Origin of the sequence: Caulobacter vibrioides, assembly GCF_002858865.1 — a bacterium.
In the GTDB taxonomy this organism is placed as follows: Bacteria; Pseudomonadota; Alphaproteobacteria; order Caulobacterales; family Caulobacteraceae; genus Caulobacter; species Caulobacter vibrioides.
On the sequence record NZ_PJRR01000007.1, the window covers coordinates 23,091 to 35,043 of the forward strand.

General features: G+C 64.8%; 16 protein-coding genes and 1 tRNA gene. 11 read left to right on the forward strand and 6 right to left on the reverse strand.

What is annotated here, in order from left to right:
- Positions 1-66 precede the first annotated feature (66 nt).
- Positions 67-621: a response regulator gene (locus CVUC_RS03155; protein WP_164468104.1), complete on the reverse strand. Its 555-nt coding sequence runs from the start codon at positions 619-621 to the stop codon at positions 67-69.
- 265 nt (positions 622-886) lie between these two features.
- Positions 887-1,369: an outer membrane protein assembly factor BamE gene (locus tag CVUC_RS03160; RefSeq protein WP_096032991.1), complete on the reverse strand. Its 483-nt coding sequence runs from the start codon at positions 1,367-1,369 to the stop codon at positions 887-889.
- Between the two features lie 121 nt (positions 1,370-1,490).
- Between CVUC_RS03160 and CVUC_RS03165 the strand changes: the two genes are divergently transcribed.
- The 7 genes from CVUC_RS03165 to CVUC_RS03195 all read left to right on the forward strand — a co-directional run bounded on the left by CVUC_RS03165 (position 1,491) and on the right by CVUC_RS03195 (position 5,872).
- Positions 1,491-2,021 (forward strand): ubiquinol-cytochrome C chaperone family protein, encoded by a 531-nt coding sequence (locus CVUC_RS03165; protein WP_010919243.1) that lies wholly within the window; start codon positions 1,491-1,493, stop codon positions 2,019-2,021.
- Positions 2,006-2,545 carry a YceD family protein gene (locus CVUC_RS03170; RefSeq protein WP_096032992.1) on the forward strand — a complete coding sequence of 180 codons (540 nt, stop codon included), beginning with the start codon at positions 2,006-2,008 and terminating at the stop codon, positions 2,543-2,545. Before CVUC_RS03165 ends, CVUC_RS03170 begins: the two co-directional genes overlap by 16 nt.
- A 175-nt stretch (positions 2,546-2,720) precedes the next feature.
- Positions 2,721-3,803 (forward strand): phosphate acyltransferase PlsX, encoded by a 1,083-nt coding sequence (gene plsX / locus CVUC_RS03175; RefSeq protein WP_096032993.1) that lies wholly within the window; start codon positions 2,721-2,723, stop codon positions 3,801-3,803.
- The gene (locus tag CVUC_RS03180; protein WP_096032994.1) at positions 3,800-4,777 is read left to right on the forward strand and encodes a beta-ketoacyl-ACP synthase III; all 978 of its coding nucleotides are present in this window, start codon (positions 3,800-3,802) and stop codon (positions 4,775-4,777) included. The genes plsX and CVUC_RS03180 overlap by 4 nt, the downstream gene beginning before the upstream one ends.
- A gap of 214 nt (positions 4,778-4,991) precedes the next feature.
- Positions 4,992-5,294: an integration host factor subunit alpha gene (locus CVUC_RS03185; RefSeq protein WP_010919247.1), complete on the forward strand. Its 303-nt coding sequence runs from the start codon at positions 4,992-4,994 to the stop codon at positions 5,292-5,294.
- Between the two features lie 12 nt (positions 5,295-5,306).
- Positions 5,307-5,732, forward strand: a complete 426-nt coding sequence (locus CVUC_RS03190) for a MerR family transcriptional regulator (protein WP_010919248.1) — start codon at positions 5,307-5,309, stop codon at positions 5,730-5,732.
- A gap of 63 nt (positions 5,733-5,795) precedes the next feature.
- Positions 5,796-5,872: transfer RNA gene (locus tag CVUC_RS03195), tRNA-Pro, on the forward strand.
- Between the two features lie 65 nt (positions 5,873-5,937).
- Here the strand turns inward: CVUC_RS03195 and CVUC_RS03200 are convergent.
- Positions 5,938-6,189 (reverse strand): DUF2842 domain-containing protein, encoded by a 252-nt coding sequence (locus CVUC_RS03200; RefSeq protein ID WP_096032995.1) that lies wholly within the window; start codon positions 6,187-6,189, stop codon positions 5,938-5,940.
- The gene (locus tag CVUC_RS03205) at positions 6,186-6,437 is read right to left on the reverse strand and encodes a GlsB/YeaQ/YmgE family stress response membrane protein (protein WP_012640223.1); all 252 of its coding nucleotides are present in this window, start codon (positions 6,435-6,437) and stop codon (positions 6,186-6,188) included. The genes CVUC_RS03200 and CVUC_RS03205 overlap by 4 nt, the downstream gene beginning before the upstream one ends.
- A 150-nt stretch (positions 6,438-6,587) precedes the next feature.
- On the opposite strand from CVUC_RS03205, the gene CVUC_RS03210 reads away from it, so the two are divergent.
- A complete protein-coding gene (locus CVUC_RS03210) occupies positions 6,588-7,619 on the forward strand; it encodes a COX15/CtaA family protein (protein WP_096032996.1) in 1,032 nt (343 codons plus the stop codon).
- Positions 7,620-7,659: 40 nt separating this feature from the next.
- Here the strand turns inward: CVUC_RS03210 and CVUC_RS03215 are convergent, their stop codons facing one another.
- Entirely contained in the window at positions 7,660-9,060 is a 1,401-nt protein-coding gene (locus CVUC_RS03215; RefSeq protein WP_096032997.1) for a PhoX family protein, read from the reverse strand.
- A 234-nt stretch (positions 9,061-9,294) separates the two neighbouring features.
- Here CVUC_RS03215 and rplM point away from each other — a divergent pair, with 234 nt between their 5' ends.
- The 3 genes from rplM (at position 9,295) to argC (ending at position 11,290) form a co-directional block, all read left to right on the forward strand.
- Complete coding sequence (gene rplM, locus CVUC_RS03220) at positions 9,295-9,768, forward strand: 50S ribosomal protein L13 (protein ID WP_010919253.1); 474 nt, start codon at positions 9,295-9,297, stop codon at positions 9,766-9,768.
- A gap of 3 nt (positions 9,769-9,771) precedes the next feature.
- Entirely contained in the window at positions 9,772-10,245 is a 474-nt protein-coding gene (gene rpsI / locus CVUC_RS03225; protein WP_004624294.1) for a 30S ribosomal protein S9, read from the forward strand.
- A gap of 91 nt (positions 10,246-10,336) precedes the next feature.
- A complete protein-coding gene (gene argC / locus CVUC_RS03230; protein WP_096032998.1) occupies positions 10,337-11,290 on the forward strand; it encodes an N-acetyl-gamma-glutamyl-phosphate reductase in 954 nt (317 codons plus the stop codon).
- 7 nt (positions 11,291-11,297) lie between these two features.
- Here argC and CVUC_RS03235 read toward each other — a convergent pair whose 3' ends face one another.
- Entirely contained in the window at positions 11,298-11,930 is a 633-nt protein-coding gene (locus CVUC_RS03235) for a DUF1287 domain-containing protein (protein ID WP_096032999.1), read from the reverse strand.
- Between the last annotated feature and the right edge of the window lie 23 nt (positions 11,931-11,953).

An 11,953-nucleotide genomic window follows, 5' to 3' on the forward strand; every position in this document is an offset into this window, starting at 1 on the left:
GCGAACGCCCCGGAGCCTGCTCCGGGGCGTTCTGCTTTGATCTGGACGCCTGTGGTCAGCGCGGGCCTAGTAGATGTCTTCGAGGTCCATCTCTTCAAGCGCGTCCTGGACCGGGGCCTGAGCCGCAGCCGCAGCCGCCCCGCGGCGCTCGACGCCCTGGAAGTCGTGGTCGATCCTCCGCCGGCGGCAGGGGCCAAAATATTCGCTGGCGCGCACGAAGGGGCGAGGATTGTTGACGATCTCGTTGATGCGATGCATCACGCCACGCGCGGTCAACGGCTTGGCCAGGAACTCTGTCACGCCAGCCATGCGCGCCTCGTTCAGGGTGCGCTGGGTCGCGTGACCCGTCATCATGATGATCGGCACGAAGTGGTTCGGGCTTGCCGTCGATGTCCGGATCCAGCGGATGAATGCAAGACCATCCACGGGCTGCATCATCAGGTCGGTGAAAATGATGTCGATCTCCTGAGTCTGAAAGATCTTCAGCCCTTCGAGTCCATCATTCGCCTCACGGATCCGGCGCACGCCTGCCGCCTTCAGCATCGTGCCGACAACCTTGCGCATGTTCGCGTTGTCATCGACCAGCAGGACCGACACATCGCGGAAATCCATTCCCTCCACAGAGCGCCTCCCTCGCGGCCGTGAATTCGCGCCGCGAAATCTTGGCGGCTGGAGTCGATGATTGGCTGGATTGAGTTGATAGAGTCTTTCAACCGAGGCCGGCCAAGCTGGTTCGTGAGGGTGAATCTGGGATTTAGAGTAAAGTGTCGCAGTTCAACTCACCAGCCTGGGTGGTGCTTTTCGCGGCGGGCTCACCTGGGCGCGAAAAAGGCCGCCCACCTGCTGGTGAGCGGCCTCTCTATTGTCGCGACGTGTCGACTTAGGTCTATCGGTCGCCTGGTCGCTGGCCCGGCGCCGTGTCGTCCTGCGGCAGCATGCCACCACGACCGACGTTGCCGAGAAGTTGCTCGAGAATGGTCATCTCGCGGCCACGGGTCGGCGTCTCGCGGCCGTTGTAGGCGATCACCTTGCCGTCCTGCAGCGTGTAGGTGTCGACCGACGCGACCTTCTCGTCAGCGGGATTGAACTTGATGGCGACGACATCGCGCTTGATCACGCGCGGCATGTAGAAGGCCACGCGGTCGGTGGTCTGCGAGATGTAGTACCAGGTGTTGTTGTCAAAGGTCGAAACCGCCGACGGAGAGCCGAGCTTCTCCATCAGGGTGGACTTGCTGTCCTCGCCGACTTTCATCTCGGCCGGCTTGGCCTCGATGGCCTGGAAACCGGAATAGCTTGTCAGCGGCGTGCACGCCGAAGAAGCGAGCGCCACGGCCATGACGGCGGCGACGAAAACGGCGGGGCGAGACATCAAGGCTCCGAACCGGAAAAATGCAGACTTTGACCTATCGCTCGCGCGGGCTTAGTTCAATGCCCGCGTGAAGGCGGACTCCGCGCATAGCGGGATGTCGCGGCGAAATCGAGGCGTTTGAATGTTTCTGGATAGGTGGCTGAAGCCGAGACCCGCCAAGTTGGCCGGCGCCAAGCTCTATGCGTCCGCTGTCGGGCAGGCTCGATCGGCGGCCTTCTATCGCGACTATGGCGTCCGTGACTCGCTGGAGGGACGCTTCGAGCTCTTCAGCCTGCATGTGATCTTTCTGGTCGAGCGACTGAAGGGACAGGGGGAGGCGGCGGCCGAGGCCTCGCAAGCTGTGTTCGACGCCTATGTGAAGGGGCTCGACGACGCCTTCCGCGAGATTGGCGTCTCCGACACCGCAGTCGGCAAGAAGATGAAGAAGCTGGCGGGCGCCTTCTATGGACGCCTCAAGGCCTATGACGACGCCATAGGCGGCCTTCCCGAGACCACGGCGACGCGCGAATTCATCGCGCGCACCGCGTTGGAGGAGCGCAGCGAGGGCGACGCGGCGGCGTTGACGACGTATGTGATCAAGGTGCGCGAAGCGCTGGCGGCTCAGCCGCTGGACGCCTTGCTGCAAGGAGACGTGACTTGGCCGAACCCCTGACCACAGCCTGGCCCTGTGAGATTTCCCTAGCGCAAGTGGATCGCGGCGCCGTCAGCTTGCGGCTTGAGCCTTGTGCTGAGCAGCGCAAGGCGATCGCCAAGCAACTCAGCTTGGTCAGTCTGGAAGCGCTCAGCGCCGAGGTCCACCTGTCCTCCTGGCTCGATGGCGCCAGTATCTCGGGGATTCTCCGTGCGCGGGTTGTTCAGACCTGCAGCGCGACCGCCGACGATTTCGAAACGCCGATTGACGCGCGCTTTTCGTTGAAAGTCCTGCCGGCGAACAGCCAGAACGCACCTCAGGAGGAGTTCGGCGACCTGGGCGCCGACCCGGACGGCGACGATCCGCCCGATGTCCTGGAAGGCGAGATGATCGATGTTTCGGGCTATGTGGTGGAACATCTGGCTCTGGAACTGGATCCTTTCCCTCGCAAGCCGGGCGCGGTGTTCGTCCAGCCGCCTGAGCCGACCGAGATTTCGCCCTTCTCCGCCTTGAAGTCTCTCAGCCTCAAGCGTGAGGAAGACTAACGTCTTCCGCGACTTGCGAGCGGCTCGACAGCCGCTGGACTGAGATTGAGAGGGTCTGATTTCAAGCCAGCCGGGCTGGCTAGGCCCGACTCGCCTGCTTGCGTGATAATCACGCGGATGTATCGTCCGCCGCCTTCAGGGCGGTGTGGCCGCCTGCCGGAGCTCACAGCGCCACGTGTCCCAATCCCTCGTCATCTCCGTCGACGCCATGGGCGGCGACCACGGCCCCTCCATTGTCGTCCCCGGGATCGCTCAAGCGCTCCAGGCCCTGCCGGGCGTGCGCTTCCTCCTTCACGGTGATGGCGCTGCGATCGAAGCCGAGCTTGCGAAGCATCCTGGCGCCAAGTCGGTGAGCGAAGTCCGCCACTGCGACAAGGCCATCGGCATGGATGAGAAGCCGGCCCAGGCCATGCGTCGGGGCAAGGGCTCCAGCATGTGGAACGCAGTCGAGGCCGTTCGCGAAAACGAGGCGCAGGCCTGTGTTTCCGCCGGCAACACGGGCGCGTTGATGGCTATCTCCAAGCTGATCCTGCGCATGGGCGCAGAGTTGGAGCGTCCGGCCATCGTCGCCAACTGGCCCACGATGAAGGGCGTGACGACCGTTCTCGATGTCGGCGCCAACGTCGAGAGCGACGCGTCGCAACTCGTTGAGTTCGCCATTATGGGCGCGGCTTTCCATCACGCCGTCCACGGATCCAAGCGGCCGACAGTGGGGCTGCTGAACGTAGGCTCCGAAGACCAGAAGGGGCACGAGGAGGTGCGCGAGGCGCACGCCATCCTGCGCGAGACCACCCTGGATTTCGACTACCATGGCTTTGTCGAGGGCAACGACATCGCCTATGGCACGGTGGATGTGGTCGTGACCGACGGCTTCACCGGCAACGTCGCCCTGAAGACCGCCGAGGGGCTGGCGCGGTTTTTCTCGAATGAGATCAAGTCGACCCTGACCTCGGGACCTCTGGCCATGCTGGGCGCGCTGATCGCGTCAGGCGCCCTGAAGAAGATGCGTCACCGCCTGGATCCGAGCCGCGTGAACGGCGCTCCGCTGCTGGGGTTGAATGGCATCGTGGTGAAGAGCCACGGCGGGGCGGACGCCAACGGCTTCGCTTCGGCCATTCGGGTCGCGACGAACCTCGCGCGCAGCGATTTCCGCGCCGAAATCGACAGAAATCTCAAGCGCCTGACCGCTACGGCGGCGGCCATCAAGTCCGGCGACGGGCAGGGTCCCGGCGAAGACGCCCAAGGAGTGGCCGAGTGAGCGTTGTGCGAAGCGTTGTAACGGGCGTCGGCGCCTATCTGCCGTCCAAGGTCGTGACCAATGACGACCTGGCGAAGTTTGTCGACACCAGCGACGAGTGGATCGTCGAGCGCACCGGGATCCGTCAGCGCCATCAGGCGGCGGACGATCAGCCGGTTTCGGATCTTGCGTTCGAGGCGGCCAAGGAAGCCCTGGCGGCGGCGGGCAAGACGGCCGCAGATGTCGATCTGATCATCGTGGCGACGACGACCGGGGATCTAACCTTCCCCGCGACCGCTACCATCGTACAGCGCAAGCTGGGCGCGCCGGTCGGCGTCGCCTTCGACGTCCAGGCCGTCTGCTCTGGCTTCGTCTACGCCATGAGCGTCGCCGACGGCTTCGTCGCGCGCGGCCATTCCAACTGCGCGCTGGTGATCGGCGCTGAAGCCATGACCCGCCTGATGGACTGGAGCGATCGCGGCACTTGCGTTCTCTTCGGCGACGGCGCCGGCGCGATCGTGCTCGAGCCGGGGGAAGGCGAGGGGACCACCGATGACCGGGGCATGCTGGGCTTCGCCCTGCGCGCCGACGGGACCAAGCAGGATCTACTGTATGTCGACGGCGGGCCGTCGACGACCGGAACGGTCGGCAAGCTCCGGATGCTGGGCAATCAGGTCTTCAAGCACGCGGTCGTCAACATCTCCGAAGCGATTCACGCCGCCGCCGGCAAGGCGGGCGTTGCGGTCGCCGATGTCGACTGGTTCATTCCGCACCAGGCCAATCAGCGCATCCTCCAAGGCGTGGCGCATCGCTGCGGCATTGACGAGGAAAAGGTCATCTCGACCGTGGCCATCCACGCCAACACCTCGGCCGCCTCGATCCCGCTGGCGTTCGCGCACGGGATCAAGGACGGCCGGATCAAGAAGGGCGACTTGCTGCTTCTGGAGGCGATGGGCGGTGGGCTGACCTGGGGCGCCTGCGTCGTCCGTCTCTAGTTTCAGGGCACTGGCGCTGCGCGCTGCGCGATCCTGCGCCAAGGCATGAACTCTTGGCGTTGAGTCTTTGACTTCATGCGGTAATCGCGGCATGAGGTCGTCGGTGAACTTGGGCGCGGCCAGTTGAGGGCGGCCGCAACATGCCAGGGTTCGCCGCGAGTGCTCCAGCTAGGGCGACCCCCAAGGTCGCTCCGATACGCGTGAAGGGGGTTGCATGAAGGGCGCTACTTTGACCCGGGCCGACCTGTGCGAGGCGGTTCATGAGGAAGTCGGACTGACCCGCCAGGACTGCGCGGGACTGGTCGAGCGCACTCTTGATCTCGTCGCCGAGGCGCTGGAACAGGGCGAAACTGTCAAGCTGTCCGGGTTCGGCGTCTTCCAGGTCCGCGCCAAGCGCGCGCGCATGGGGCGCAACCCCAAGACCGGCGAGCCCGCTGAGATCGAGCCGCGGCGCGTGATCGGCTTCCGCGCTTCGCAGGTCATGAAGGCGCGCATCGATCGCGCTCTGGGCGGCTAAGGATCGATTGCGGTGGCGAAGGGGCCAAACGCCTTCCGCACGATCTCCGAAGCCGCCGAGGAGCTTGGCGTGCCGCAGCACGTGCTTCGCTTCTGGGAAACAAAATTTTCTTTCATCCGCCCGATGAAACGCGCCGGTGGGCGCCGATTCTATCGTCCACAGGACATCGCTGTTCTGAACGGCGTCCGCACCCTGCTGCACAGCGAAGGGCTGACCATCAAGGGCGTCCAGAAGCTGCATCGCGATCATGGGCTGGCGCACGTGATCGCCGCCGGGCTGGGATCCAACGGTTCGGCGAGTCTGGAAGCTGAATATGACTATGCGCCGCGGGGCAAAGAGCGCCCTGTCGGCGAGGAGACGCGGGACCGACTGGCGTTCGCGCTCGCCGATCTTACCGCGATCAAATCCCGCCTCGACGGACTTTTGGCGCGCGGTTGATTTCTGTCCAAATCGGTGTTGCCCAAGGGCAGGGCGGCGCCTATAAGGGCGCTCCTTCCGCGTCGGAGCGTGGCGCAGCCTGGTAGCGCACTTGACTGGGGGTCAAGGGGTCGCAGGTTCGAATCCTGTCGCTCCGACCATTTCCTTCGGGAATATGCGGAAGATGAAAGGCCGCCCGGAAGGGCGGCCTTTTTCGTATCCGGCTTTATCGCACGCCGGTGTCCAGCGGCTTGTCGGCCTTGCCCATCCAGCTGATCAGCGGGATCACGGGCAGTATCCAGCCCATGCCCAGGGCTACGAAATAGACCAGATGCACGAAGCGGTTCTGGGGCAGGTGGTCGTAGAGGCTGGTGAAGATCCAGATCCATGCGAACAAGATCACCATGACGCCGATCGAGCCGATCAGCTTCCGCAGGCGCGCGGGGATCAGGCGGGGCGGGCTGGAAGGTTCGTTCACGCGGGTCTCCGAATAAGGCCAAGGACGGCCAGGAACAGAATCGCGCCGACGGTCGAGACGATCAACTCGCCGACGAAGCCAGCCAGATGTAGGTCGATACGCGAGGCGATGAAGGCTCCGATGAACGAGCCTATGACGCCGATCAAGAGCTTGCTGAACAGCGAGTGCCGGCGCGCCAGAACGATGTCGGCGATCCATCCGGCCAGGATGCCGATCACCGCCGCCGCGAAGACTCCCATTCCGCTCATTGATCGCTCCGCTTCGTCCGCGCGTGCTGATGTTTCGCACGAAGCGGCGGCTCCGTCATGTCGGGCCACACAGAGATTGATGCGGGCCATTGTCGGGCGTAGGGAAAGAGCCGCCGCATTTCGGCTCACAAGTGACGCGTTTCCGACCCTATGACGTCTTTCCTGCGTTCCGACCGCTCGCGTCCCGTCGCGATCTGGCTTTTCATCGTCGCCGCCATGGTGTTCGCCATGGTCGTCGTCGGCGGGGCGACCCGTCTGACCGACTCGGGTCTGTCGATCACCGAGTGGCAACCGATCATGGGCGCCTTGCCGCCCCTGTCAGAGCAGGCCTGGCGAGAGAGTTTCGAGCTCTACAAGCAGATCCCGCAGTTCCAGCTGGTCAATCCGGATATGACCCTGGAGGGCTACAAGGAAATCTTCTGGTGGGAGTGGGCCCACCGTTTGCTGGGGCGAACCGTCGGGGCGGTCTACGCCATTCCGCTGATCGTTTTCCTGATCCGTCGCGATATTCCGCGCCGTCTGATCTGGCGTTGCGCCGCGATGCTGGGCCTGGGCGGCCTGCAGGGCCTAGTGGGCTGGTGGATGGTGTCCAGCGGCCTTTCCGAGCGGGTTTCGGTGGCCCCGGAACGGCTGATGACCCACCTGGGCCTCGCCCTTGCGCTGTTTGTCCTGTTGATCTGGACCGCCCTTGACGCCTGGAACGGCTCACCGCGCGTCGAGGAGCGCAGCCCCTGGCGCGGCTGGGCGCTGGCGTTCCTGGGCGCCGTCTTCTTCCAGAGCCTGCTGGGCGCCCTTGTCGCCGGCAATGACGCGGGGTTTGTCTACAACGACTGGCCGCTGATGAACGGGCGGTTCTTCCCGGGTGACTATGGCGGTGCGGGCCTGTGGGGAACGCTGGCCCACAGCCAGGCCGCAGTTCAGTTCAACCACCGTATCTTCGCCTACGCCCTGCTCCTGGCCGCCGTCGTGTTGGTCGTCCTGGCGCGGCGCGATCGTCTGCTGGTGGGTCAGGGCAAAAGCCTCGCCACGGCCGTCGCGGCCGTTGTCTTCCTGCAGGCCGCCCTTGGCGTCTGGACGCTGATGGCGGCGGTCCCCATCAGCCTGGGCGTGCTTCATCAGGCCGGCGCGGCCGTTCTGCTCGCCGTTGCGACCGCCTTCGCCTGGCGGGTTCGCCGCCCTTGACCAAGCCGCAGCTTGGAAAGGGCGGCGAGACGCGCGCCGACTAGACCTTCACCGCGCCCCACGGCCCGGAAATGGCCAGGGTGAAGCCTGGGTTCTGCAGGTTGACGAACAGCGTGCCGCCGTCCGGGGAGAAGCACGCGCCTGCAAACTCCGAATTGTCCGCGTGGACGTTGCGAGCCAGCGTGTAGATCTTGCCCTCGGGGGTCACGCCGCGCAGGTGATTGCGAAGCGTGTCTGAATAGCGGTCTTCGCAAACGATGACGTGGCCCCACGGCGCCACCACCAGATTGTCGGCGTAGTCGAGGACGCGACCGTTCTGGCTTTCGACGAACAGCTGCAGCTTGCCCGGCTGATCCGTCTCGCCCGGCTGTCCCTCGAAGGCGCTGGGGACATAGCGGAAGATCTGGCCTGCGCCCTTGGCTCCCCCCGAAGTCGCGGTAAAATAGAGCTCTCCTTCACCGAAGAACAGGCCTTCGCCCCGGCAGACGATCGCGGCGCCGGCCTTGTGGCCGCGGCGGCGCAGATCGTCATTCGGGCTATCGACGCCGTCGAGATCGATCCACCGCACGGCTTTCCAGCCCCCCACAGGGAAGGATTGCTCCTTCTGGTTGCGGGTGTCGCCGCCTTCCGGCGCATCGACGAGGCCCAAGGCCTGCAAGCGACCGCCGGCCGCCAGGTTGCGGCGATCGTTGGGCAGGTAGCGATAGAAGAGGCTGTCGGCGACATCCTCGGTCAGATAGACGACGCCGGTTCGCGGATCGACGCACGCCGCCTCATGTTTAAAGCGGCCCATCCCGGTCAAGGCGACAGGCTCAACCAGGCCGACATGGGCGCTGGGCACCTCGAACACATAGCCGTGGTTCTTGCCGGCCCTTGCGCCGGCCTTGATCGTGGTCTCCTCGCAGGTCAGCCAAGAGCCCCAGGGCGTGACACCGCCGGCGCAGTTGACCAGGGTGCCCGCGATGCTCATGTGCTGGCGCTCGGTTTGGCCAGTCTTAAGATTGTAGAGTTGGGTGGTCGTCCCGCCCGCAAGGGCCGCGCCGTCGCCGTTGAAGTCCCAGACGCGGCTGCGGTCGATACGGTCGATAAGGCTCTGACGGGGACCAAATGCGGCCTTCTCGATGTCAGAGGCGGACATCTCGTGATTGCGCACCAGCAGGACCTTGTCGTCGCCCGCCGCGAAGCAGCCCATGCCGTCGAACTTGCCAGGCAGGATCAGGCCGTCGCTCATCGTCTCGCCGACCTGGGCGATCACGCGATAACGGAAGCCGGCGGGGAGATCGATCATCCCCTTGGGGTCGCTCACCAGGGGGCCATAGCCGGTGACCTCGTTCAGATAGGTCTCAGCCGGATGCCCGCCATCTTGGGCCCGGGCCGCGAAGGCGCCGAAGGCGATGCTGGTGGCGGTGGCGCTCAGGAACATTCGACGGGATACGGCCATGGTGTCTGCTCTCGCGAGGGGGCTGGGGTCGCTATGCCGCCATTTCATGACGATTGAAACACAGCGATGCGGTATTATAATACCACTTTTGCTAGTGCATTGTAATTGTTTGGCTTTGCAAGTTTCTGAGCTGCTATTGTTGACAGTGTTCGTCGTCTCCCGTACATGCCGCGCCTCACACGGACGAAACCGGTTTTCTCGGGTTCGGACGCCCAGAAATTACGGATCAATCCAATGCAGAAGATCACGGCTTCCTTGAAGCCAGCCGAGGTCGAGAAGAAGTGGATCGTGGTCGACGCCGAGAACGCCGTTGTCGGCCGTCTGGCTTCGTTCATCGCCATGCGTCTTCGCGGCAAGCATCGTCCTGACTACACCCCGCACGTCGATTGCGGCGACTTCGTCGTCGTCATCAACGCCGACAAGGTGAAGTTCACCGGCAAGAAGCTGGACGACAAGGTCTACTACCGTCACACCGGTCACCCGGGCGGCATCAAGGAAACCACCCCGCGCAAGGTGCTGGGCGGTCGTTTCCCCGAGCGCGTCCTCGAGAAGGCCGTTGAGCGCATGCTGCCCAAGGAGAGCCCGCTGGCTCGCAAGCAGCTGACCCACCTGCTCATCTACAACAACGGTGAGCACCCGCACCAAGCGCAAAACCCCGAAGTCGTCGACTTCGCGGGCCGCAACGCCAAGAACATCCGGAGCCTCTAAGCTATGACCGACGCTCAAGGCTTTGACGCGCTGGCCAGCCTGTCCAGCAACCCGGAAGCTGCCGCTCCGGCCGAACCCAAGATCGACGCCCAAGGCCGCGCCTATGCGACCGGCAAGCGCAAGAACGCGATCGCTCGCGTTTGGATCAAGCCGGGCAAGGGCTCGATCACGATCAACGGTCGTGACCAGGAAGTCTACTTCGCCCGTCCGGTGCTGCGCATGATGATCGCACAGCCGCTGGAAGTGACCGACCGTCTGGGTCAATTCGACGTCGTCGTGACCGTCGAAGGCTCGGGCCTTTCGGGCCAGGCCGGCGCGATCCGCCACGGCCTGTCGAAGGCTCTGACCTATTACGAACCCGGCCTGCGCCCGGTCCTGAAGCCGCACGGCTTCCTGACCCGCGACAGCCGCGTCGTCGAGCGTAAGAAGTACGGTAAGGCCAAGGCCCGCCGCAGCTTCCAGTTCTCGAAGCGCTAATCGCGACGATTACGTGTTTGGGAAGGGGCGCTTCGGTTCAGCCGAAGCGCCCTTTTTCTTGTCCTGTCTCTTGTTCGGATTGGAGTCCGCCATGGCGAACGCTCCCAAGGTCTTCATCGACGGCGAAGCCGGCACCACCGGCCTGCAGATTCGTGAGCGTCTGGTCGGTCGCACCGACCTGCAGCTGATCTCGATCGACCCGGACAAGCGTAAGGACGCCGACGCGCGCGCCGAGATGCTGAACAGCGCCGACGCGGTGATCCTGTGCCTGCCCGATGACGCGGCCAAAGAAGCCGTCTCTCTGGTCAGCAATCCGAACACGGTGATCATCGACGCCTCGACCGCCTATCGCACGGCCGAGGGCTGGGCCTATGGCTTCGCCGAGCTCGACAGCGAGCAGCGCGGCAAGATCGCGGCCTCCAAGCGGATCTCCAATCCGGGCTGTTACCCGACCGGCGCAATCGCCCTGACGCGGCCACTGGTCAGCGCCGGCATCCTGCCGGCCCAGCTGCCCGTCTCGTACAACGCCGTCTCGGGCTATACCGGCGGCGGCAAGGCGATGATCGCCCAGTTCGAGGATGAGAGCGCCGCCGACCACACCCGGGCGCCGTACTTCATCTACGGCCTCTCGCTGAGCCACAAGCACGTGCCGGAAATGCAGAAGCACGGCGGTCTGCTGACCCGTCCGATCTTCACGCCCGCCGTCGGCCGCTACGCCCAGGGCATGATCGTCGAGATGCCGCTACATCTGGCGACCCTGAACGGCGCGCCGTCGCTGGCCGACATCCATGCGGCGCTGGTCAAGCACTACAAGGGCGAGGCGTTCGTCGAGGTCGCGTCGCTGGACGAGGCCAAGGCGCTGACGACCCTGGACCCTGAAGGTCTGAACGGCACCAACCGCCTCAAGCTCTTCGTGTTCGGCTCGGACGCCGGAGGCCAGGCGCGTCTGGTGGCGCTGCTCGACAACCTCGGCAAGGGCGCGTCGGGCGCGGCGGTGCAGAACCTGAACATCGCGCTCGGGCTGGATGAGGCCGCAGGCTTGTAGACCTGTCTCAGACCCGCCAGCGGTAGTGGCCGGCGGGTTTGTGCAGCTTGAAGCGCCATAGCGGCTCTTCCCTGACGCCATCGCTGATATTGTGCGCTACGCGCACTTGCTCGGGCCCGCTGACCGCGATCCCCAGATGCGGCCGGCCGCCCGCCAGGCGCCAGGTGAGGATGTCCCCTGGCGCGACGCCCTCGAACGCATCGCCACCCAATAGGCGCGGCGAGGGAAGGGGGAGCCTGGCCTTCTGGCGCGCGAGGAACGCCTCAAGGTTCAGCACCCGCCGATGGTCGATATTGGCGTCGGGTGAGGTGAGCCCCCATTCGCGCCGCGATGGGTAGGCGTCGAACGCCGCCTTCATGTCTTCATGCACGCGTTGTTGCAGATCGATGTCCCACGCGTCACGCGCGGCGCGGATCAGCACATCCGAGCAGACGCCGCTGGTCCGTAACACATCGCCATTCGGATAGCCGATCGAACGGTAGCTGGCGTCGTAGGTGACGGTGACGCCGATCTGGGCCCGTGCGGCGGCGGCCAGCTTTCGTCCGGCGTCCGGAATCAGGGCGTGACTAAGATCCGCCCGCGCCAGGAGCGGCGCGGCGGCGCAGAACCCTAAGGCTGTCCGTCGGTTGAGCGTGAGCATGGCGCGGAAGCTTGGCCATGATC

Excerpts from the sequence above, each read along its gene's own strand:
- CVUC_RS03160 (WP_096032991.1), bottom strand. The coding sequence starts at position 1,369 with ATGTCTCGCCCCGCCGTTTTCGTCGCCGCCGTCATGGCCGTGGCGCTC.
- CVUC_RS03210 (WP_096032996.1), top strand. The coding sequence starts at position 6,588 with ATGACGTCTTTCCTGCGTTCCGACCGCTCGCGTCCCGTCGCGATCTGG.
- rplM (WP_010919253.1), top strand. The coding sequence starts at position 9,295 with ATGCAGAAGATCACGGCTTCCTTGAAGCCAGCCGAGGTCGAGAAGAAG.
- argC (WP_096032998.1), top strand. The coding sequence starts at position 10,337 with ATGGCGAACGCTCCCAAGGTCTTCATCGACGGCGAAGCCGGCACCACC.
- CVUC_RS03165 (WP_010919243.1), top strand. The coding sequence starts at position 1,491 with ATGTTTCTGGATAGGTGGCTGAAGCCGAGACCCGCCAAGTTGGCCGGC.
- CVUC_RS03205 (WP_012640223.1), bottom strand. The coding sequence starts at position 6,437 with ATGAGCGGAATGGGAGTCTTCGCGGCGGCGGTGATCGGCATCCTGGCC.
- rpsI (WP_004624294.1), top strand. The coding sequence starts at position 9,772 with ATGACCGACGCTCAAGGCTTTGACGCGCTGGCCAGCCTGTCCAGCAAC.
- CVUC_RS03235 (WP_096032999.1), bottom strand. The coding sequence starts at position 11,930 with ATGCTCACGCTCAACCGACGGACAGCCTTAGGGTTCTGCGCCGCCGCG.
- CVUC_RS03185 (WP_010919247.1), top strand. The coding sequence starts at position 4,992 with ATGAAGGGCGCTACTTTGACCCGGGCCGACCTGTGCGAGGCGGTTCAT.
- CVUC_RS03215 (WP_096032997.1), bottom strand. The coding sequence starts at position 9,060 with ATGGCCGTATCCCGTCGAATGTTCCTGAGCGCCACCGCCACCAGCATC.